The sequence below is a fragment of the Streptomyces sp. NPDC006283 genome (assembly GCF_040613325.1).
In the GTDB taxonomy this organism is placed as follows: domain Bacteria; phylum Actinomycetota; class Actinomycetes; order Streptomycetales; family Streptomycetaceae; genus Streptomyces.
The window spans coordinates 1-20246 of sequence record NZ_JBEXRZ010000085.1; the positions used below are offsets into that span (position 1 = coordinate 1).

The 20246-nt window shown below is 71.1% G+C and carries 19 protein-coding genes; 9 read left to right on the top strand and 10 right to left on the bottom strand.

Annotated features, from left to right (window positions below; translation table 11 throughout):
- Together ABZ070_RS19085 and coxB are read right to left on the bottom strand one after the other, a co-directional pair.
- A partial coding sequence (locus ABZ070_RS19085; RefSeq protein ID WP_356635279.1) for a cbb3-type cytochrome c oxidase subunit I occupies positions 1-413 on the bottom strand: 413 nt, incomplete at its 3' end.
- A complete protein-coding gene (gene coxB, locus ABZ070_RS19090) occupies positions 410-1357 on the bottom strand; it encodes a cytochrome c oxidase subunit II (RefSeq protein ID WP_356635281.1) in 948 nt (315 codons plus the stop codon). The genes ABZ070_RS19085 and coxB, both read right to left, overlap by 4 nt.
- A gap of 329 nt (positions 1358-1686) precedes the next feature.
- Here coxB and ABZ070_RS19095 point away from each other — a divergent pair, with 329 nt between their 5' ends.
- The gene (locus ABZ070_RS19095; RefSeq protein WP_356635283.1) at positions 1687-3075 is read left to right on the top strand and encodes an aminotransferase class V-fold PLP-dependent enzyme; all 1389 of its coding nucleotides are present in this window, start codon (positions 1687-1689) and stop codon (positions 3073-3075) included.
- Positions 3076-3267: 192 nt separating this feature from the next.
- Here the strand turns inward: ABZ070_RS19095 and ABZ070_RS19100 are convergent, their stop codons facing one another.
- Complete coding sequence (locus ABZ070_RS19100) at positions 3268-4242, bottom strand: carbohydrate kinase family protein (RefSeq protein WP_356635285.1); 975 nt, start codon at positions 4240-4242, stop codon at positions 3268-3270.
- A 128-nt stretch (positions 4243-4370) separates the two neighbouring features.
- Here ABZ070_RS19100 and ABZ070_RS19105 point away from each other — a divergent pair, with 128 nt between their 5' ends.
- Both ABZ070_RS19105 and ABZ070_RS19110 read left to right on the top strand, forming a co-directional pair.
- On the top strand, positions 4371-4595 hold the full coding sequence (locus tag ABZ070_RS19105; protein ID WP_356635287.1) for a hypothetical protein: 225 nt from the start codon (positions 4371-4373) through the stop codon (positions 4593-4595).
- A 115-nt stretch (positions 4596-4710) separates the two neighbouring features.
- The gene (locus ABZ070_RS19110) at positions 4711-6192 is read left to right on the top strand and encodes a hypothetical protein (RefSeq protein WP_356635289.1); all 1482 of its coding nucleotides are present in this window, start codon (positions 4711-4713) and stop codon (positions 6190-6192) included.
- 75 nt (positions 6193-6267) lie between these two features.
- On the opposite strand, the gene ABZ070_RS19115 is transcribed toward ABZ070_RS19110, so the two are convergent.
- Positions 6268-6624 (bottom strand): iron-sulfur cluster assembly accessory protein, encoded by a 357-nt coding sequence (locus tag ABZ070_RS19115; RefSeq protein ID WP_005318559.1) that lies wholly within the window; start codon positions 6622-6624, stop codon positions 6268-6270.
- A gap of 247 nt (positions 6625-6871) precedes the next feature.
- Here ABZ070_RS19115 and nadA point away from each other — a divergent pair, with 247 nt between their 5' ends.
- Entirely contained in the window at positions 6872-8059 is a 1188-nt protein-coding gene (nadA, locus tag ABZ070_RS19120; RefSeq protein ID WP_356635291.1) for a quinolinate synthase NadA, read from the top strand.
- Positions 8060-8122: 63 nt separating this feature from the next.
- Here nadA and ABZ070_RS19125 read toward each other — a convergent pair whose 3' ends face one another.
- From ABZ070_RS19125 to ABZ070_RS19145, 5 genes are all read right to left on the bottom strand, one after another.
- Complete coding sequence (locus ABZ070_RS19125; protein WP_356635293.1) at positions 8123-11263, bottom strand: efflux RND transporter permease subunit; 3141 nt, start codon at positions 11261-11263, stop codon at positions 8123-8125.
- Positions 11264-11411: 148 nt separating this feature from the next.
- Positions 11412-12098, bottom strand: coding sequence for a response regulator transcription factor (locus ABZ070_RS19130; RefSeq protein ID WP_356635295.1), 687 nt, complete (start codon positions 12096-12098; stop codon positions 11412-11414).
- Positions 12095-13342, bottom strand: coding sequence for a sensor histidine kinase (locus tag ABZ070_RS19135; protein WP_356635297.1), 1248 nt, complete (start codon positions 13340-13342; stop codon positions 12095-12097). Before ABZ070_RS19135 ends, ABZ070_RS19130 begins: the two co-directional genes overlap by 4 nt.
- A 185-nt stretch (positions 13343-13527) precedes the next feature.
- Positions 13528-13824 carry a hypothetical protein gene (locus tag ABZ070_RS19140; RefSeq protein WP_356635299.1) on the bottom strand — a complete coding sequence of 99 codons (297 nt, stop codon included), beginning with the start codon at positions 13822-13824 and terminating at the stop codon, positions 13528-13530.
- Positions 13825-13833: 9 nt separating this feature from the next.
- A complete protein-coding gene (locus ABZ070_RS19145) occupies positions 13834-14622 on the bottom strand; it encodes a PspA/IM30 family protein (protein ID WP_356635301.1) in 789 nt (262 codons plus the stop codon).
- A 284-nt stretch (positions 14623-14906) separates the two neighbouring features.
- On the opposite strand from ABZ070_RS19145, the gene ABZ070_RS19150 reads away from it, so the two are divergent.
- The 3 genes from ABZ070_RS19150 to ABZ070_RS19160 all read left to right on the top strand — a co-directional run bounded on the left by ABZ070_RS19150 (position 14907) and on the right by ABZ070_RS19160 (position 17505).
- The gene (locus ABZ070_RS19150) at positions 14907-15506 is read left to right on the top strand and encodes a DUF3043 domain-containing protein (protein ID WP_356635303.1); all 600 of its coding nucleotides are present in this window, start codon (positions 14907-14909) and stop codon (positions 15504-15506) included.
- Positions 15507-15559: 53 nt separating this feature from the next.
- Positions 15560-16315, top strand: a complete 756-nt coding sequence (locus ABZ070_RS19155; RefSeq protein WP_356635330.1) for a methyltransferase domain-containing protein — start codon at positions 15560-15562, stop codon at positions 16313-16315.
- Between the two features lie 104 nt (positions 16316-16419).
- Complete coding sequence (locus ABZ070_RS19160; protein ID WP_356635305.1) at positions 16420-17505, top strand: trypsin-like peptidase domain-containing protein; 1086 nt, start codon at positions 16420-16422, stop codon at positions 17503-17505.
- A gap of 95 nt (positions 17506-17600) precedes the next feature.
- Here ABZ070_RS19160 and ABZ070_RS19165 read toward each other — a convergent pair whose 3' ends face one another.
- Positions 17601-17804 carry a hypothetical protein gene (locus ABZ070_RS19165; RefSeq protein ID WP_356635307.1) on the bottom strand — a complete coding sequence of 68 codons (204 nt, stop codon included), beginning with the start codon at positions 17802-17804 and terminating at the stop codon, positions 17601-17603.
- A gap of 96 nt (positions 17805-17900) precedes the next feature.
- On the opposite strand from ABZ070_RS19165, the gene ABZ070_RS19170 reads away from it, so the two are divergent.
- Complete coding sequence (locus tag ABZ070_RS19170) at positions 17901-19100, top strand: bifunctional adenosylcobinamide kinase/adenosylcobinamide-phosphate guanylyltransferase (RefSeq protein WP_356635309.1); 1200 nt, start codon at positions 17901-17903, stop codon at positions 19098-19100.
- A 30-nt stretch (positions 19101-19130) separates the two neighbouring features.
- Positions 19131-20228 carry a nicotinate-nucleotide--dimethylbenzimidazole phosphoribosyltransferase gene (cobT, locus tag ABZ070_RS19175; protein WP_356635311.1) on the top strand — a complete coding sequence of 366 codons (1098 nt, stop codon included), beginning with the start codon at positions 19131-19133 and terminating at the stop codon, positions 20226-20228.
- Positions 20229-20246 lie beyond the last annotated feature (18 nt).

The window sequence follows — 20246 nt, forward strand, 5'->3', positions numbered from 1 at the left end:
GAGCCGAAGAGGTACAGCCAGTACGCGAACATGTTCAGACGCGGGAAGGCCACGTCCGGCGCGCCGATCTGCAGCGGCATGATCCAGTTCGCGAAGCCGGCGAACAGCGGCGTCGCGAACATCAGCAGCATGATCGTGCCGTGCATCGTGAACGCCTGGTTGAACTGCTCGTTCGACATGATCTGCGTGCCCGGCCGGGCCAGTTCGGCGCGCATGAAGAGCGCCATCAGGCCACCGATGCAGAAGAAGAAGAACGATGTGACGAGGTAGAGCGTGCCGATCGTCTTGTGGTCGGTGGTCGTCAGCCACTTCACGACGACGTTGCCGGGCTGCTTGCGCCGGACCGGCAGCTCGTTCTCGTACGAGTCTTCATCTGCCGCCGCGGCACCCTGGGGTTCGTTGAGGATGCTCACAGTTGGTTCTTCTCCGCATTCCTGGCCGGGTCCGTCTGCTCAATGCCCGACGGGATGAAGCCGGTCTGCCCCTTCTCGGCAAGCTCCTTCAGGTGCTGCTGGTAGCGCTCCGGGGAGACGACCTTGACATTGAAGAGCATCCGGGAGTGGTCGACGCCGCAGAGCTCGGCGCACTTGCCCAGGAAGGTGCCCTCGTCCTTCGGAGTCACCTCGAACACGTTGGTGTGGCCGGGGATGACGTCCTGCTTGAACAGGAAGGGGACCACCCAGAAGGAGTGGATGACGTCACGCGAGGTCAGGATGAACCGGACCTTCTCCCCCTTGGGCAGCCACAGCGTCGGGCCCGGGTTGCCGGTCTGGGGGTTCCGGGTGCCGGGGATACCGGCGTCGTAGACGCCCTCCGCACCCTTGGGGAAGTCATTGCTGTACGCGTCCGGGATCGCGTTCAGTTCCTTGTTCGCGGCCGCGTCCCCGGTGGCCGGGTTCCCGTCCACGTCCTCGAGGTAGTTGAAGCCCCAGCTCCACTGGTAACCGACGACGTTGACCGTGTGGGCCGGCTTGTCGGAGAGAGCGAGGAGCTTCGACTCATCACGCGCGGTGAAGTAGAAGAACACCGAGACGATGATGATCGGGACCACGGTGTACAGCGCCTCGATGGGCATGTTGTACCGGGTCTGCGGGGGGATTTCGACCTTGGTGCGGCTGCGCCGGTGGAAGAAGACGCTCCACAGGATCAGACCCCACACCAGCACGCCCGTGGCGAGCGCAGCCGCCCACGAGCCCTGCCAGAGGGAGAGGATCCGAGGCGCCTCCTCCGTGACGGGGGTGGGCATACCAAGGCGGGGGAAATCCTCCCAGTTGTATGAGCAACCGGAGGCGGTAGCCAGGATCAGGCCCGCAGTCAGCACCTGCGGCAGCTTCCGCCGCATCGGGCGCCGCGACATGGGGGAACCGCCCCCGCCCTTTGGGCGGTGGGGGAGGTCGGAGCCGTTGGGACTCACGTAGCGCCTTCCCGAGAGTCTCGGCCCGCGCGGCCGGCTGCGGCCGTCTCGCTGGTCGGTCGCCGGCCCTGACGCGGGCAGGGGTTTGGATGTTTATGCGGACCAAACCCTACTGGACGCTATTTGGGGTCGCGCGGGGAGGGTGCCCAACGCGCCGTCCGACACCCCGAAGGGGTGGCTGGGCCCTTCGGTGGACGTGCGGAGCGCCCCGGAATGCCCGCTTCCGGCAGGCAACTGACGCTCCCTCTCCTGCGCGGGGTTAGCGTGACGACGTGCCCTATTTCGATGCAGCCTCCTCCGCTCCCCTGCACCCCGTCGCCCGCCAGGCCCTGCAGGCTTCCCTCGACGAGGGCTGGGCCGACCCCGCCCGGCTCTACCGCGAGGGGCGGCGCGCCCGGCTGCTGCTCGACGCCGCCAGGGAGGCCGCGGCGGAGGCCGTCGGGTGCCGCCCCGACGAGCTCTTCTTCACTCCTTCGGGTACGCACGCGATTCACTCGGGCATCTCCGGAGCTCTCGCGGGCCGTCGGCGCGTCGGCCGCCGGCTTGTCGTCTCCGCGGTCGAACACTCGGCCGTGCTGCACGCGGCGGCTTCTTGGGAGTCGGCCGGCGGTTCGGTGACCGAGGTCGCCGTGGACCGGCACGGGACGGTGGCCCCCGCGGCCTACGCGGCCGAATTGGACGCGACCACCGCGCTGGCCTGTCTGCAGTCCGCCAACCACGAGGTCGGCACCGAGCAACCGGTGCGGGAGGTGGCGGACGCATGCCGGGCCGTGGACGTACCGCTCCTCGTCGACGCGGCCCAGTCCCTGGCGTGGGGGCCCGTGGACGGGTGGTCGCTGCTCACGGCGAGCGCGCACAAGTGGGGCGGGCCGGCGGGCGTCGGGCTGCTCGCCGTACGCAAGGGCGTCCGTTTCGCACCGCAAGGCCCCGCCGACGAGCGGGAGTCCGGGCGATCGGCCGGCTTCCAGAACCTTCCGGCGATCGTGGCGGCGGCGGCCTCCCTTCGAGCCGTACGCGCCGAGGCGGCGGACGAGGCGGCACGGCTCCGGGCGCTGGTGGACCGGATCCGCGGGCGCGTGCCGGAACTGGTGCCCGATGTGGAGGTGGTGGGCGATCCGGTACGGCGGCTGCCGAACGTGGTGACGTTCTCGTGTCTCTACGTCGACGGAGAGACCCTCCTGCACGAGCTGGACCGGGCCGGCTTCTCCGTGTCCTCCGGGTCGTCGTGCACGAGCAGCACGCTGATCCCGAGCCATGTGCTGCGGGCGATGGGCGTGCTGTCGGAGGGAAACGTGCGGGTGTCGCTGCCGCTCGGCACGGCGGAGGCGGACGTGGACGGCTTCCTGGACCTGCTGCCGGGGGTGGTCCGGCAGGTACGGGAGCGGCTCGGCGCGCCGGCTGCGCCTTCGGGGACGTCGGCGTCTTCGTCCTCCGCCGAGTCCCTCGTGGTCGACGCGCTCGGCCGTCGGTGCCCGATTCCGGTGATCGAGCTGGCCAAGGTCATCGACGACGTCCCGGTCGGCGGCACGGTGACCGTGCTCTCCGACGACGAGGCGGCACGGCTGGACATTCCGGCGTGGTGCGGGATGAGAGGGCAGGAGTACGTGGGGGAACGGGCGGCGGAACGGGGAGTGGCGTACGTGGTCCGTCGAGTGCGGTGACGCCTTGCGGGGGGAGCCGGGGCCCGGCGGCGGGGCCCCGGGCGCGGGCTTGCACGTGCCCCCTCCGTCGGACCTCCGCCCCGGCCCCAAGCTTGAACTCCCCCACGGTCCGGCGGCCATGGACGGGGGTACCTCCACGCCGCGAGGCGCAGGGGTACCCCCGGCGAGGCTCATTTCGCCGGCGCGGCCCCCTCAGGACAGGTGGTCGCGGACCTCCGCCGCCGCGTCGTGGCCGTAAGCCTTGGTGAAGCGGTCCATGAAGTGCGCACGACGCAGCGTGTACTCCTGGGTGCCCAGCGTCTCGATCACCAGCGTCGCCAGCATGCAGCCCACCTGCGCCGCCCGCTCCAGGCCCACGCCCCACGAGAGGCCGGAGAGGAAGCCCGCGCGGAACGCGTCGCCGACGCCGGTCGGGTCGACCTTGGAGTCCTCCTCCGGGCAGCCGACCTCGATCGGGTCCGCTCCCTCGGCCTCGATGCGGACGCCGCGCGAGCCGAGCGTGGTGACGCGGTGGCCGACCTTGCCGAGGATCTCCTCGTCGGTCCAGCCGGTCTTCGACTCGATGAGGCCCTTCTCGTACTCGTTGGAGAAGAGGTACGCCGCGCCGTCCAGCAGTATCCGGATCTCGTCGCCGCTCATCCGGGCGATCTGCTGCGAGAAGTCCGCGGCGAACGCGATGCCCCGCGAGCGGCACTCCTCGGTGTGGCGGAGCATCGCCTCGGGGTCGTCCGCGCCGATCAGGACGAGGTCGAGGCCGCCGACACGGTCCGCGACCGCCTTCAGCTCGATCTGGCGGGCCTCGCTCATCGCGCCGGTGTAGAAGGAACCGATCTGGTTGTGGTCGGCGTCCGTCGTGCACACGAAACGGGCGGTGTGCAGGACCTCGGAGATACGGACGGAGGCCGTGTCCACGCCGTGACGGTCGAGCCAGGCACGGTACTCGTCGAAGTCCGAGCCCGCCGCGCCGACGAGGATCGGACCGGTGCCCAGCTGACCCATGCCGAAGCAGATGTTCGCCCCGACCCCGCCCCTGCGCACATCGAGCGTGTCGACCAGGAAGGAGAGGGAGACCGTGTGCAACTGGTCCGCGACCAACTGGTCGGCGAATCGGCCGGGGAACGTCATGAGGTGGTCGGTGGCGATGGAGCCGGTGACTGCGATACGCACGGTGAGGCGCTCCTGAGGCGGGGTGGCAGTGTCACTCCACGCTACCGGGTCCCGCCCCCTGCCCACCCGGGGAAACTACCCGATAGTAGGGCTTTTTTCCTGGACTCCCAGGTGCATACGGTGCGCCTATGACGAAGCACATCGCCGCGTACGAGCCGCGCAAGCAGCCGGATCCGCGGGAATCCGAGATGAGTCTGGCCCTGCTTCGCGGCGACTGCGCCCGCATGGCTCCACACTGGGTCGTACCGGCGGCAGCGGCGCCCGCGCCCGTGCACCCGTCCCTCATCCACGGCGTCGTGGTGCCTCCCGCCTCCGCGCGGCTGGTGGACGCGATGTCCGACTACGGCGACTGAGCCGTGGACTGACCGGCCCCTGCCGCCGGGGAAGAGGCGAAGGGAACCACGCGCTCCCCCGCTCCGTCCCACCCGTGTCCTCCTCAGCAGGAGGCACGAGACAAGGAGCGATGCGGTGAGCAGCACCGAGAACACGCATGACAGTCCCCGCCGTCGGCGTTCCCCGCTTGTCGTCGCCTCGGTGGCGGCCGCGGTGCTGGTGGCCGGTGGTGGCGGTGCCTACTTCGCGACGTCGGGCTTCGGGGGAACCGGCGCCGGTGGCGCCGGAAACGGTGCGTCCGACGGAAAGCAGCCGCCTCTGCTCGCCCTGGATCTCGGCGGACCCGGGACCGAGCGGGGTATCGCTCCGGGAGAACCCGACCCGACCGGTGGCGGCGTCGTCTACCGCGCCGAGGGCGACCTGCCGGAGGGGCCCGGCCGTGCGGCCGTGCACCGGTCGGCGGGGGCGGTCACCCAGGACGAGGTGACGCGTCTGGCGAAGGCGCTCGGCGTGCCGGGCACGCCCCAGCTCGAGGGGGCTGCCTGGAAGATCGGGCCGCCCAAGGACGGCCAGGGGCCGATGCTGCAGGTCAACAAGGACGCTCCGGGCACCTGGACATTCGCGCGGTTCGGGCCGGCGCCCGGCGGCGACAACTGTCTCAAGGGCAAGGCCTGCCCGTCGGGCGGTGCGGGCCGGTCCGGTGAGCCCGTCGGCGAGGCCGAGGCCAGGAAGGCCGCCGCCCCTGTGCTCGAGGCGGTGGGCCAGGGCGACGCGAAGCTGAGTGCCGGACAGCTGATGGGCGCGGTACGCGTGGTGAACGCGAACCCCGTCGTCAGCGGCCTGCCGACGTACGGCTGGACGACCGGCGTCCAGGTCGGCGCCGACGGGACCGTCGTCGGCGGCAGCGGTCAGCTGAAGAAGCCCGTGAAGGGCGACACCTACCCCGTGATCTCCGCCGACGAGGCGGTGCGGCAGCTGAACGAGGCGGGCAAGGGCACCGGCCGGGTCAGCATCGGCGGGTGCGCCACTCCCGTCCCGCACGGCGACCAGCCGGACGGTGAGATCAAGCGTAACGGCGAGCCCGAGCCGGACGCGCCCTGCGAGCCGGGCGGCTCCCCGGCGGAGCCGGAGCGCCTGACGATCGGCAAGGCCGTCTTCGGACTCGCCGCGCACTACGTGGACGGGCGACAGGCGCTGGTGCCGTCGTGGCTCTTCGAGGTGGCGGCGAAGGACGGGAACCAGCCGTTCACCGTGACGCATCCGGCCGTGGAGGAGCGGTTCATCAAGAGCGCGGAGCCGCCGATGAAGGACGTCACCCCGACCGACCCGGCCGACCCGGCCGACGGGCAGTCGGGGCCGGCCCAGATCTCGTACAGCGTGGACGGCCGGACGCTGAAGATCACGTTCTGGGGCGGAGTGTGCAGTTCCTACGAGGCGAAGGCGACCGAGACCGGCGACACGGTGAAGGTGCGGATCGTCGAGAGCAATCCGGACCCGAAGCGGGTCTGCATCATGCTGGCCAAGGAACTGACGGAGTCCGTGACGCTGGACAAGCCGCTGGACGACCGCAAGGTCGTCGACGCCGGCACCGGCAAGGCGCTGCCGCGCAAGGGATAGAGCGCGAACCTGTTCACGCCGAAGGCGGCGGTCCCGGACGGGGACCGCCGCCTTCGGCGTGAAGCAGCCGGACTCCTAGCTGAAGGAGTCGCCGCAGGCGCAGGAGCCCGTGGCGTTCGGGTTGTCGATGGTGAAGCCCTGCTTCTCGATGGTGTCGACGAAGTCGATGGAGGCGCCGCCCAGGTACGGGGCGCTCATGCGGTCGGTGACGACCTTGACGCCGTCGAAGTCCTTCACGACGTCGCCGTCGAGCGAGCGCTCGTCGAAGAACAGCTGGTAACGCAGGCCGGAGCAGCCACCGGGCTGAACCGCGACGCGCAGGGCCAGGTCGTCCCGGCCTTCCTGGTCCAGCAGGGCCTTGACCTTGGCCGCGGCGGCGTCGGACAGGAGGATGCCGTCGCTCACGGTGGTGGTCTCGTCCGATACGGACATCTGCTTCTCTCCCGGGTTGTGCGGACTGCTTGCCGACGGTGCAACCGGCGTGGCCGCGGATTCATTCCGGACCGGCTCGTCTTTCCTCTTCATGCTCGCACACCGGGCCGCCGTGAGGCACCGGCCTGTCGACGGGGGGTGCGTCACATGGACACTATGGCCGTCGTCAAACTGACGTGAAGCAGTTATGATAGATAGCGTCAAATAGACGAGAAGGTCTCTGCCAGACGAAGAAAGGGTGCGTGACGTGACCACCGCCCAGACCAGCCCCGAGCTCGACGTATCGCCGACGCCGCTCGCCCTGCTGCTCCTCGGCCGCGAGGCCGACCCGCGGAGCGAGCGCGGCGTGGAGTGCCCCGGCGACCTGCCGTCGCCGTCCGACCCGGACCTTGTGGAGCGTGCCCGCGCGGCGAAGGAGAAGCTCGGCGAGAAGGTCTTCGTCCTCGGCCACCACTACCAGCGTGACGAGGTCATCCAGTTCGCCGACGTCACCGGCGACTCGTTCAAGCTGGCGAAGGACGCCGCCGCCCGGCCGGAGGCCGAGTACATCGTCTTCTGCGGTGTGCACTTCATGGCCGAATCGGCGGACATCCTGACGTCCGACGACCAGAAGGTCGTCCTGCCGGACCTGGCGGCCGGCTGCTCGATGGCCGACATGGCCACGGCCGAGCAGGTCGCGGAGTGCTGGGACGTGCTCACGGAGGCCGGCATCGCCGAGCAGGTCGTGCCCGTCTCGTACATGAACTCCTCCGCCGACATCAAGGCCTTCACCGGCAAGCACGGCGGCACGATCTGTACGTCGTCGAACGCGAAGCGCGCGCTGGACTGGGCTTTCGAGCAGGGTGACAAGGTCCTCTTCCTGCCGGACCAGCACCTGGGCCGCAACACCGCCGTCCGCGACATGGGGATGTCCCTCGAGGACTGCGTCCTCTACAACCCCCACAAGCCGAACGGCGGCCTGACGGTCGAGGAGCTGCGCGCGGCCAAGATGATCCTGTGGCGGGGTCACTGCTCCGTGCACGGCCGGTTCTCGCTGGACTCGGTCAACGACGTGCGCGAGCGCATCCCGGGCGTGAACGTGCTGGTGCACCCGGAGTGCAAGCACGAAGTCGTCGCCGCCGCGGACTACGTGGGCTCGACCGAGTACATCATCAAGACGCTGGAGGCGGCCCCGGCCGGCTCGAAGTGGGCGATCGGCACGGAACTCAACCTGGTCCGGCGCCTGGCGAATCGTTTCGCGGACGAGGGCAAGGAGATCGTCTTCCTCGACAAGACGGTCTGCTTCTGCTCGACGATGAACCGCATCGACCTGCCTCACCTGGTGTGGACGCTGGAGTCCCTGGCCGAGGGGAACCTCGTCAACCGCATCCAGGTCGACACGGAGACGGAGAGCTTCGCGAAGCTGGCACTGACCCGGATGCTGGCGCTGCCCTAACCAGCCGTTGTCCTCGGGGCGCTGCCCCGAACGCCCGGACGGGCTGATTGTCAGGAGGAACCGCTACGCGTTCGCCGGCTCCGGCTGCGCCTCGGGCGACTGTGTCGCCGAGGCCGCGCCCGCCCGCTTGGCCTCGCGCTTCGCGCGCCTGCGCTCCTTGCGGAGCTCCACCATCGCGTACAGCGTCGGCACCAACAGCAGCGTCAGCAGCGTCGACGTGATCAGACCGCCGATGACCACCACCGCCAGGGGCTTGGCTATGAAGCCGCCCTCGCCCGTGACGCCCAGCGCCATCGGCAGAAGCGCGAAGATCGTCGCCAGGGCCGTCATCAGGATCGGGCGCAGACGGTGCCTGCCGCCCTCGACGACCGCCTCCACCACACCGAGGCCCTGGGCCCGGTACTGGTTGATCAGGTCGATCAGCACGATCGCGTTGGTGACCACGATGCCGATGAGCATCAGCATGCCGATCATCGCCGGGACGCCGAGCGGCGTCCCCGTCGCGACCAGCAGACCGATCGCACCGGTCGCGGCGAACGGGATGGAGACCAGCAGGATCAGCGGCTGGATCAGCGAGCGGAACGTCGCGACGAGCAGCATGAAGACGATCGCGATCGCGGCGAGCATCGCCAGCGCCAGGTTGAGGAACGCCTCGGACTGGTCCTCCGAGACACCGCCGATGGACGCGGTCGCGCCCTCGGGCAGCTCCAGCGCGTTGATCTTCGACTGGAGCGCGGTGCTCACCGCGCCCGTGTTGTCGCCGGTCGGCTTCGCCGTGATCGTCGCGGCCCGCGAGCCGTCGATACGAGTCATCGAGACCGGACCCGGCACCAGCTTCACCTCGGCGATGTCGCCGAGCTTGACCGGGCCGAGCGGCAGGGCGCGCAGCTCGTCCATCGTCCTGGCGGGCTTGGCCGAGGTGATGACGATGTCCCGCTCGGTGTCGTCGAGGATCGCCTTGCCGGAGGGCGTACCGCGCACGGCCTGGCCGACGGCCATGCCCAGCGTGGCGTCGGTGAAGCCGGCGTCCGCCGCCTTCGGGGTGGCCTTGACCGAGATACGCGGAATGCTCTGCGCCAGGTCGCTCTGGACGTCGGTGACGTCGTCGAGCTTCGCGACCTCGGCGCGGACCGCCTCCGACGCCTTCTTCAGGGTGCCGGGGTCGGACGCCTTCACCACGACGCTCAGATCCTGGCTGCCGAAGCCGTCGCCGGCGGCGATCGTCGTGTCGCCGATGCCGTCGAGCTTGCCGAGCTCCTCGTCGATACGGCTCCGGACCTTCTCGTACGAGCCCGAGTCCTTCAGGGTCAGCTGGTACGACGCCTGGTTCGCGCCGGTGCCGCCGCCGAAGGCCGCCATGAAGCCGGAGGAGCCGACGGTGACCTGGTAGTCCTTGATCTCGTCCATGCCGTCGAGGACCTTTTCGACCTTCTTCGCGGAGGCGTCCGCCGCCTGCAGGCTGGTCCCGGGGGCCAGCTCCTGCTTGATGGACATGACCTCCTGCTCGCCCTGGTCGAAGAAGTTGGTCTTGAGCATCCCGGCCATGCCGAAGGTGCCGAAGAGCACGACCAGCGCGAGGACGACACTCGTCAGACGGCGGCGGGTAGCGAAACGCAGGACGGGGACGTACGCCCGCTGCAGCGGGCTCTTCGTCTCCTTCTCCTCCGCCTTGCGCCGAGCCTCCTCCGGGTCCATGCCGCGCACGGCCTTCGGCGCGCGCAGGAACCAGTAGGACAGGACGGGGACCACGGTCAGCGAGACGAGGAGCGACGCCAGCAGAGCGGCCGTGACGGTCAGGGAGAACGAGCCGAACAGCTCGCCGACCATGCCGCCGACCATGCCGATCGGCAGGAACACCGCGACGGTGGTGAGCGTGGAGGAGGTGACCGCGCCGGCCACTTCCTTCACGGCCGTGATGATCGCGCTCTGGCGCTCCTCGCCGTAGCCGAGGTGACGCTTGATGTTCTCCAGGACCACGATCGAGTCGTCGACGACACGGCCGATGGCGATGGTGAGCGCGCCGAGCGTGAGCATGTTGAGCGAGAGGTCGCGGGTCCACAGCACGATCAGCGCGAGGACGACCGACAGCGGGATGGACACCGCCGTGACCAGCGTCGAGCGCAGCGACGCCAGGAAGACCAGGATCACGATGACCGCGAAGAGCAGGCCGAGCGCGCCCTCGGTGGTCAGCCCGGAGATCGACTTGGAGACGGCCGGGCCCTGGTCGGAGACGACCGTGAGCTCCGCGCCCTCACCGAGGTCCGCGCGCAGGCCGGGCAGCTTGTCCTGTACCGCCTCCGAGATGGCGACGGCGCTGCCGTCGTTGTCCATGGTGGCGAAGACGGCGAGGCTGGGCTCGCCGTTGGTACGGGTCAGGGAGACACGGGCCGACTCGGTCTGCTCGACGGTCGCGACGTCACCGAGGCGGACGGGCTTCGCGGCCTTGGCCTTGCCGGCACCCGGCTGCGCGACGATCCGCAGGTCCTCGATCTGCCGCAGGGTGGTGAAGCCGCCGCCGACCTGCACCGTGCGGCTCTTGCCGTCCTCCGAGAAGGAACCGGCCGGCATGGTCGCGCCGCCGGACTTCAGCGCTTCGGCGAGGGCCGCGGTGTTCAGGCCGGCGCCCGCGAGCTTCTTGTCGTCGGGGGTGACGGAGACCTGGAGGTCCTGGACGCCGTCGATCGTGACCTGGCCGACGCCGTCGATGTCCTCGATCGCTGGGACGACGGTCCGCTCGAGCTGGTCGGCGAGGGCCTGCTGGTCCTTGTCCGAGGTGACGGCGAGTACGACGGTCGGGATGTCGTCCGTCGAACCGGCCACGACCTGCGGGTCCACGTCGTCGGGCAGCTGGGTCCGGGCCCGGTTCACGGCCTGCTGGACATCGGCGACGAGCTGCTTGCTGCCGTCCCCGTAGTCGAAGCTGGCCATGATCACGGCGTTGCCCTCACTCGCCGTGGAGGTGATGCCCTTGATGCCGTCGACGGCCTTGATGCTCGACTCGAGCGGTTCGACGACCTGCTTCTCGACCACATCGGGGGACGCGCCCTGGTACGGGGCGAGCACCGACACCATCGGGAGCTCGATGGACGGCAGCAGCTGCTGCTTGAGCTGCGGGACGGCGATCGCGCCGAACACGATCGCCACGATGGACATCAGCCCTATCAGGGCCCGTTGCGACAGGCTGAACTTCGACAGCCAGGACATGGGGTCTCTCTTCTGTGGCGTGCACGGGGACGGGCAGAGTCAGGTGCCCACCCCTACACCTTCGGCCACGGGGAGAGGGCGATCCGTAGACCGCAGGTCCCGTTCCTTATGTCGCACATACCGCAGCTGGAGTACTGCTCTCCCGGGCTCAGTCCACCCTTGGACGTACCAGCCCCGACTCGTACGCGGTGACGACCAGCTGAGCGCGGTCACGGGCGCCGAGCTTGGCCATCGCACGGTTCACATGGGTCTTGACCGTGAGCGGGCTGACCTCGAGCCGTTCCGCGATCTCGTCGTTGGAGTGCCCGCCGGCCACCAGGACCAGCACCTCCCGCTCGCGCACGGTCAGCGCCGACAGCCGCTCGGAGTACTGCTTCGACTCGCGGCCGTCCTGCGCGCTCCCGCCCTGCGCGAGGAACGTGGCGATCAGTCCCTTGGTCGCCGCCGGTGACAGCAGCGCCTCGCCCGCGGCGGCGATACGGATGGCGCTGAGCAGCTCGTCCGGCTCGGCGCCCTTGCCGAGGAAGCCGGAGGCGCCGGCCCGCAGCGACTGCACGACGTACTCGTCCACCTCGAAGGTGGTCAGCATGACAACCCGTACGTGTGACAGCTCGGGGTCCGCGCTGATCATCCGGGTGGCGGCGAGGCCGTCGGTGCCGGGCATCCGGATGTCCATCAGCACCACATCGGCCCGCTCGGAGCGGGTGAGCGCCACGGCCTGGGCGCCGTCCGCCGCCTCCCCGACCACCTCCATGTCCGGCTCGGAGTCCACCAGGACCCGGAAGGCGCTGCGCAGCAGCGTCTGGTCGTCGGCGAGCAGCACCCTGATCGTCATGTGTCCTCTCCCGCGCGGGCACCCCGCGCCTCCAGCGGCAGTATCGCCTGCACCCGGAAGCCCCCTCCGTAGCGGGGGCCCGCGGTGAGGGTGCCGCCGAGCGCGGTCACGCGTTCGCGCATGCCGATCAGGCCGTGGCCGCCGCCGTCCGAGGGCACGGCGTCGACCGCAGCGTTGTCCGCGGCGGGACCGTTGTCGATGACGGTGACCTCCAGCCTGGAGCCCACCCGCACCACGCTCACCTCGGCCTTGGCGTCCGGGCCTGCGTGCTTCTGCACATTGGTCAGCGCCTCCTGGATGATCCGGTACGCGGCGAGGTCGACGGCCGCGGACGGCATCGCGGAGTCGTCGGCCCGGGCGAGATCGACGGGGAGGCCCGCGTGCCGGAAGGTGGCGATAAGTTCGTCGAGGACGGCGAGACCGGGAGCCGGTTCGGTGGGCGCCTCCGGGTCTCCCGACTGGCGCAGCAGCCCGACCGTGGCGCGCAGCTCGTTCAGCGCGGAGCGGCTGGCCTCCCGCACGTGGGCGAGGGCCTCCTTGGCCTGGTCGGGCCGCTTGTCCATGACATGCGCGGCGACACCGGCCTGGACGTTGACGAGCGCGATGTGGTGCGCCACCACGTCGTGCAGATCGCGGGCGATCCGCAGCCGCTCCTCCGCGACCCGCCGCCCCGCCTCCTCCTCACGGGTGCGCTCGGCGCGCTCGGCCCGCTCCCTGATGGCGTCGACGAAGGCCCGCCGGCTGCGCACGGCGTCGCCCGCCGCGGCGGCCATACCGGTCCAGGCGAAGATGCCCAGGTTCTCCTGCGTGTACCAGGGGCTCGACCCGAAGAACATCGCGGAGCCGGTCAGCACGGCCATCGTCAACAGGCCCACCCGCCAGGTGGTGGGCCGGTCGGTCCGGGCGGCGACGGTGAACAGGGCGATGACGGCGCTCATCGCGACGGGTGCGGCCGGGTCGCCCGCGACGAGTTCGACGACGGACAGCGCGCCGGTGACCGAGAGCACGGCCATCGGAGCGCGGCGGCGGAAGACGAGCGCGGCGGCGGCCACCACTATCAGGACGATGCTGCGCAGGTCGGGGCTGCGGGTGCCGAAGGTGGGGCCGTGCGGGCCGTTGGGTTCGGCGAAGGAGCCAGCGACCATGCAGATCAGCGCGGCGACGGCCAGGGCGCCGTCGAACGCGAGGGGGTGCTCGCGCAGCCAGCGGCGGGTGCGGTCGTAGCGGGCGGCGAGTGAGGTCACGTCGGGCAACGTTACGGCGTGAGCGGTGGCGGCTGCGCCGGGCCGCCCCCGCACGACCGCTCTCCGGAAGCAGAGGCTCCGCCCTACGCCAGGCGGCGTGGGGGCCCACGGGACTGCCGCGCGGCGCGAAGCGCCGTACGGGGTCCGGGGCTCGCCCCTCGTGCGGTGTCGGAGTGCCGGGCGCGTCAGGCCGTGGGGGCGTCCGGCGCCGGGATCAGGCCGTCCTCGCCGAGGAGTTCCCGGACCTCCTCGAGCGTCGCCTCTGCGGCCGGAAGGATCAGTTCGGACGGTTCCAGGGAAGCGTCGGGCAGCGGCTCACCGAGAGCGCGGACCTTCTCGAGCAGCGCCTGCAGGGTCCGGCGGAAGCCGGGCCCGTCACCGCGCTCCATCTCCGCGAGCAGTTCGTCGTCGAGCTTGTTCAGCTCGGGGAGGTGGCTCTCGGCCACCTCCAGCTGGCCCTCCCCCATGATCCGTACGATCATGACGAGTCCTTACTGCTTGTCGAACTTGTGCGGGGTGCTCTGCTGCTGCGCGGCGTCCTGGGCACCTCCGGCGCCGCCTTCGATGGCCTGCTTCGAAGCCGCCGGTCCGCCGGCCAGTTCCGCCTTCATGCGCTGAAGCTCCAGCTCGACGTCCGTACCGCCGGAGAGCCGGTCCAGCTCGGCCTGGATGTCGTCCTTCGCCAGTCCCGACTGGTCGTCGAGGGCGCCGGAGGCGAGCAGCTCGTCGATCGCGCCGGCCCGCGCCTGAAGCTGGGCGGTCTTGTCCTCGGCCCGCTGGATCGCGACGCCGACGTCGCTCATCTCCTCCGAGATGCCGGAGAACGACTCCGCGATCCTGGTCTGCGCCTGGGCCGCGGTGTAGGTGGCCTTGATGGTCTCCTTCTTCGTACGGAAGGCGTCGACCTTGGCCTGCAGCCGCTGCGCGGCGAGGGTCAGCTTCTCCTCCTCGCCCTGCAGCGTCTGGTGCTGGGTCTCGAGGTCGGTGACCTGCTGCTGGAGCGCGGCGCGGCGGGAGAGCGCCTCGCGCGCCAGGTCCTCGCGGCCGAGCGCCAGCGCCTTGCGGCCCTGGTCCTCGAGCTTGGAGGACTGTCCCTGGAGCTGGTTCAGCTGCAGCTCGAGGCGCTTGCGGGAGGTCGCCACGTCGGCGACTCCGCGGCGCACCTTCTGCAGCAGCTCCAGCTGCTTCTGGTAGGAGTAATCGAGGGTCTCGCGCGGATCCTCGGCCCGGTCGAGGGCCTTGTTCGCCTTCGCGCGGAAGATCATCCCCATACGCTTCATGACACCGCTCATGGGCTTCGCGCGCCCCCTTCTGACGGACTACGGCTTCAGCACTCCAACAGAACCCAGCGTACGGGCCCTGCATCCATTACCGCACTGTTCGGACGCGGATGCGCTCATCCCCAAGGACGACTGCCCACGGCCCCGATCCGGCGCAAGGAGTAGGTGGGAGTCAGGGGACCTGTGCACGGCGTCCCGTTCTGTCCGATACGGACGCACGCCGTTGCGGGATCGTTCCCCACCGGGGTGGGGTCCATGCCCGGCACCCCGTACCCTTGGGTTTTGTGTTCCGTAGCCGTTCCAAGGAAGAGAAGGCCCCCACCGGCAAGGTGACGGCGGACCTCTCCAAGCAGCCCCGCGACCCCGAGGCCCCCAAGGGCCGCCCGACGCCGAAGCGCAGTGAGGCACAGGGCCAGCGCCGCCGTGCCTCCAGCGGTGCGCCGCTGGACCGCAAGGAGGCGATGAAGCGCCAGCGCGAGGCACGCCGTGCGGACCTGGCCAAGCAGCGCGAGGCCCTCGCCAGCGGCGACGAGCGTTACCTGCCGGCCCGTGACAAGGGTCCCGTGCGGCGCTTCGTGCGCGACTTCGTCGACTCCCGCTTCTGCATCGCCGAGTTCTTCCTGCCGCTCGCGGTGGTGATCCTGGTGCTGAGCATGGTCCGGGTCGCACAGCTGCAGAACGTGGCGCTGCTGCTCTGGCTGGGCGTCATCGTGCTGATCGTCATCGACTCGATCGGTCTGGCGATGCGGCTCAAGAAGCAGCTCAAGGAGCGCTTCCCGAACGAGCCGAAGCGCGGCGCCGTCGCCTACGGCCTGATGCGTACGCTGCAGATGCGTCGGCTGCGCCTGCCCAAGCCGCAGGTCAAGCGCGGAGAGCGGCCCTGAGCACCGATTCCTCGCGGCCGTCCGGTTTCACGGCCGAGGCGTCTGCGAACTGGCTGGCCGGTGCGGGCGGACTGCGCAACACCGTCCGCCAGGAGCTCGTGGCCCGTCAGCTCGAGGAGCAGATCACCGCGCGCTATCCGGTCGGTCAGCGGCTGCGTGTGCTCGATGTCGGCATGGGCCAGGGGACGCAGGCCCTGCGGCTGGCACGCGCCGGTCACACGGTCACCGGCCTGGAGTCCGACGCCGTGATGCTGAAGGCCGCCCGTGACGCGCTCGCGGGCGAGCCGGCCGGTATCCGGGAGCGGGTCCGGCTCGTCGAGGGCGACGGCCGGGACACCGGCGTGCACTTCCTGCCGGGCAGCTTCGACGTGGTGCTGTGCCACGGGGTGCTGATGTACGTCGAGGAGCCGGACGCGATGCTCGCGGGCCTGGCCCGGATGCTTGCGCCCGGCGGTCTGCTGTCGCTGCTCGTACGCAACGGCGACGCACTGGCCGTCCGGCCGGGTATGGCCGGCGACTGGCAGACGGCTCTGGACGCCTTCGAGACGGACACCTACACCAATCGGCTGGGGCTGAAGGTACGGGCCGACCGGCTGGAGGCGCTGACGGCGACGCTTTCCGGGATCGCCGCGCCGCTGCACGCCTGGTACGGAGTGCGGATCTTCACCGACAACGTGGGCAACGAGGTCGAACTTCCGGCCGCGCAGGAGCTGGAGCGCGTGCTCGCGCTCGAGGAGAAGGCCGGCCGCACCGACCCGTACCGACGGGTGGCGGCGCTGCTGCACCTGTGCGGAGTGCGGCGGAACTGACCGCTCGGCACCGAGGCCCCGTCACCGGTGGCGCGTCGTTTCGATGCCCCTGATCGGCGGCGTATCGCGGGCCCCGGCGCGGCGGCAAAAGGGATACTCCGGGCATGGACGCATCCCGCCGCCCGGGTCGGCCGGCACGCCGGCTGCTGCTGCTCGCGACCGCCGCGCTCTGCGCGATCACTCTTTCGACGGGCTGCTCCCCCGTCTTCGGGCCCGCACCGGCGACTTCCACCGGCGCGGCAGCGCACGCCCCCGCGCCCGCCGCCGCGAGCGAGCTGGAGAACGACTACCGCCAGGTCATCAAGAACGTGCTGCCGTCGGTCGTCCAGATCGAGGCCGGGGAGAACCTCGGCTCCGGGATCGTCTACGACGACCTTGGCCACATCGTCACCAACGCGCATGTGGTGGGCCACGGCAAGGAGTTCAAGGTCACCGTCGCCACCGGTGAGCAGCCCCTGACCGCCTCCTTGGTGACGTCCTTTCCCGAGCAGGACCTCGCCGTCATCAAGCTCCGGTCGGTACCGCCGGGGCTGCGGGCGGTCCGTCTCGGCGACTCGTCCGAGGTCGCCGTCGGCCAGATCGTCCTCGCGATGGGGTCCCCTCTCGGCCTGTCGAGCAGCGTCACCCAGGGCATCGTCTCCGCGGTCGGCCGCACGGTGAGCGAGAGCGGCGAGGGCGGCGGGACAGGGGCGACGCTCGGCAACATGGTGCAGACGTCGGCGGCGATCAACCCCGGCAACAGCGGCGGCGCGCTCGTGAACCTGAGCAGCGAGATCATCGGCATCCCGACGCTGGCCGCGTCCGACCCCGGCCTCGAGGGCAGCGCGGCTCCCGGTATCGGCTTCGCGATCCCCGCCTCGATGGTGAAGAAGGTCGCCGACCAGATCATCAAGTACGGCGAGGTGAGGGACTCGGGCCGAGCGGCTCTCGGCATCACCGGCCGTACCGTGCTGGACGACGAATACCGCCCCGCCGGGGTGGCCGTGGTCTTGGTGACGAGGGGCGGCGCGGCGGAGCGGGCGGGCCTGCGGCCCGGAGACATCATCACCGGGTTCGGCAGCACGGAGATCACCACGCTCGCGTCTCTGGCCGAGGCGCTGGCGTCGCGACAGCCCGGCGAGAAGGTGTCCGTCACCGTGGAACGGGCGGGCAGCGCGCGGACGGTGGAGGTCACGCTCGGGGAGATCTGATCTTCAGGGTGCGGGGCGCGACACGGCCCCCGGGAGCCCCCGAGGCACGCCGGGTGGCGCCACGCCGGGTGGCGCGGCACCCCCGGCGCCGCAGGTCAGGACTCGTGGAGGCTCATCGGGCCGTAGATCTTCGCGCCGTCCTCCGAGAGGACGACCTGGTCCGCGCCGCCCTCCTGGAGCTGCTTCCAGTACTCGCCGATCCAGGACTCCGCGTCGCCCTGCGTCGTGAACTCCTCCGGCTCCACCGCCGGCTGGACCTCCGTACCGTCCGACTTCTCGAACCGCCACGTCCACGCCATGTGCGCCTCCCAGGTCCCTAGGGCAAGCTGATCAGTTTGCTGCCCGCAGCGTAGCCGGGCGCGCACCGCCGGGGGCGAGACGGCAGGATCAGAGGCGTGGAACTGACTCTGCTCGGCACCGGCGCGCCCGCCGGTCTCCCCCGGCCCGACTGCCCCTGCGCCGCGTGCGCCACCGCCCGCGGGCCGCAGGCGCGGGCCGCGACCGCGCTCCTCGTCGACGGCGCGCTGCTTCTCGACCTCACCCCAGGGGCCGCGCTGGCCGCGGCACGGGCGGGGCACTCGCTGGTGGGCGTACGGCAGGTGCTGCTGACGCATCCTCACGACGGACCGGCCGTGGACCTGCCCGCCGGGCTGCCGACGGCGGGCAGGGTGCCCGACGGACGGGAGTTGACGCTGATCAGCGGGCACCGGGTGCGGGCCGTGCCGATGGACCACCCCGGCACGGGGTACGAGGTGACGTCCCCCGACGGCGAGCGGCTGCTCTACCTGCCGCCGGGCGCGGCGCCGGCCGGTCTCGCGGAGGGGCTCGCCGCGTACGAGATGGTGGTCGCCGACGTGGTGGGCCGCCCCGACGCGGTGGCTCGGCTGCGCGCTTCGGGCGCGATCGGTTCGACGACGGACGTGGTCGCCGTGCACCTCGACCACGACGTGCCCTGCGGCCCTGAGCTGACGCGGCGTCTGGCCGCCTCGGGTGCCCGTGCCGTGCCGGACGGGACCACGCTGATCGTCGGCGAGTACCACGCGGTGCCGGACGTGCCGCGGCGGACTCTGGTGACGGGCGGGGCCCGTTCTGGGAAGTCGCTCGAGGCCGAGCGGCGGCTGGGGGCCTTTCCCGACGTGCTCTACGTCGCGACGGGCGGCGTCCGGGAAGGCGACACGGAGTGGGCCGCACGGATCGCCGCGCACCGCGACCGCAGGCCGGGGTCCTGGCGTACGGCGGAGACCTGCGACCTGGTGCCGCTGCTCGCGGAGGACGGGCCGCCGGTGCTGATCGACTGTCTGTCGCTGTGGCTGACGGACGCGATGGACAGGGTGGGCGCCTGGGACGACGAGCGCTGGGCCGCCGCGGGAGAGCGGGCGCTGCGCGAGCGGGTCTCGGAACTGGTCGCGGCGGTACGGGCGACGGCCCGTACGGTGGTGGCCGTGACGAACGAGGTGGGTTCCGGCGTCGTCCCCGCCACCGCCTCCGGCAGGCGCTTCCGGGACGAGCTGGGCCGGCTGAACGCGGCGTTCGCCGACGAGTGCGAGCATGTGCTCCTGGTGGTCGCGGGCCAGGCTCTCGTACTGCGCGGCTGAGTTCCGGGCGGTGCCGGTACTGTTCGGCGAATGAGCAGGCTGAATCTCGACGACTTCTCCGATCTGATCGAGCGCCCCGACAGCGGAACGCGGCGTGACGCCGAGGAACGCCGGGAGCGGCTGATCGTGCCGCCCGGTGCGCTGGGCCGTCTCGACGAGCTGGGCGAGTGGCTGGCCGCCGCGCAGGCGTCGGTCCCGGTCAAGGCGATCGAGCACCCGCGCGTGGTGCTGTTCGCCGGTGACCACGGCGTCGCCGAACTGGGGGTGTCCTCCCGGGAGTCGGGCAGCGCGTATCGGCTGGTGCACCACGTGCTGGAGGGCGCGAGCCCGGTGGCCGTGCTGGCCCGCAGGTCCGGTGTGCCGGTGCGGGTCGTCGACGCCGGCCTGGACTGCGACCCGGAACTGCTGCCCGAGGACGTCGTACGCCACCGGGTGCGACGCGGCAGCGGCCGGATCGACATCGAGGACGCGCTCACGGTCGAGGAGGCGGAGCAGGCCGTACGGCTCGGCATGGCGATCGCCGACGAGGAGGCCGACTCCGGGACCGACCTCGTGGTCCTCGGCGACCTGAGCGTCGGCGGTACGACGCCTGCGGCCACCCTGATCGCGGCGCTGTGCGGCACGGACGCCTCGGTGGTGACGGGCCGCGGCGGCGAGGGCATCGACGACCTGGCCTGGATGCGCAAGTGCGCGGCGATCCGGGACGCGCTGCGGCGGGCCCGGCCGGTGCTGGGCGACCAGTTGGAGCTGCTGGCGGCCGTCGGCGGCGCGGACCTGGCCGCGACGACCGGATTCCTGCTGCAGAGCGCGGTGCGCCGGATGCCGGTGATCCTGGACGGGGTGGTCTCGGCGGCATGTGCACTGGTCGGGCAGCGTGCGGCGTTCCGCGCGCCGGACTGGTGGCTCGCGGGCCAGGTGAGCGGCGAACCGGCGCAGGCGAAGGCGCTGGACCGGATGGCGCTCAACCCGGTGCTCGACCACGGCGTGAGGGTGGGCGAGGGGACGGGCGCGCTGCTGGCCCTCCCCCTCGTACAGGCGGCGGCCGCGCTGGCGGCGGAGCTGCCGGAGCGCGGAGCGGCGGGGGCGGCCGAGCTGCCGGAGCAGGGCCCGGAGACGGCGGCGGAGTGACGAGCCTGGGCCCGCGCC

Excerpts from the sequence above, each read along its gene's own strand:
- coxB (WP_356635281.1), bottom strand. The coding sequence starts at position 1,357 with ATGTCGCGGCGCCCGATGCGGCGGAAGCTGCCGCAGGTGCTGACTGCG.
- ABZ070_RS19105 (WP_356635287.1), top strand. The coding sequence starts at position 4,371 with ATGACGAAGCACATCGCCGCGTACGAGCCGCGCAAGCAGCCGGATCCG.
- ABZ070_RS19115 (WP_005318559.1), bottom strand. The coding sequence starts at position 6,624 with ATGTCCGTATCGGACGAGACCACCACCGTGAGCGACGGCATCCTCCTG.
- ABZ070_RS19125 (WP_356635293.1), bottom strand. The coding sequence starts at position 11,263 with ATGTCCTGGCTGTCGAAGTTCAGCCTGTCGCAACGGGCCCTGATAGGG.
- ABZ070_RS19130 (WP_356635295.1), bottom strand. The coding sequence starts at position 12,098 with ATGACGATCAGGGTGCTGCTCGCCGACGACCAGACGCTGCTGCGCAGC.
- ABZ070_RS19140 (WP_356635299.1), bottom strand. The coding sequence starts at position 13,824 with ATGATCGTACGGATCATGGGGGAGGGCCAGCTGGAGGTGGCCGAGAGC.
- ABZ070_RS19145 (WP_356635301.1), bottom strand. The coding sequence starts at position 14,622 with ATGAAGCGTATGGGGATGATCTTCCGCGCGAAGGCGAACAAGGCCCTC.
- ABZ070_RS19160 (WP_356635305.1), top strand. The coding sequence starts at position 16,420 with ATGGACGCATCCCGCCGCCCGGGTCGGCCGGCACGCCGGCTGCTGCTG.
- ABZ070_RS19165 (WP_356635307.1), bottom strand. The coding sequence starts at position 17,804 with ATGGCGTGGACGTGGCGGTTCGAGAAGTCGGACGGTACGGAGGTCCAG.
- cobT (WP_356635311.1), top strand. The coding sequence starts at position 19,131 with ATGAGCAGGCTGAATCTCGACGACTTCTCCGATCTGATCGAGCGCCCC.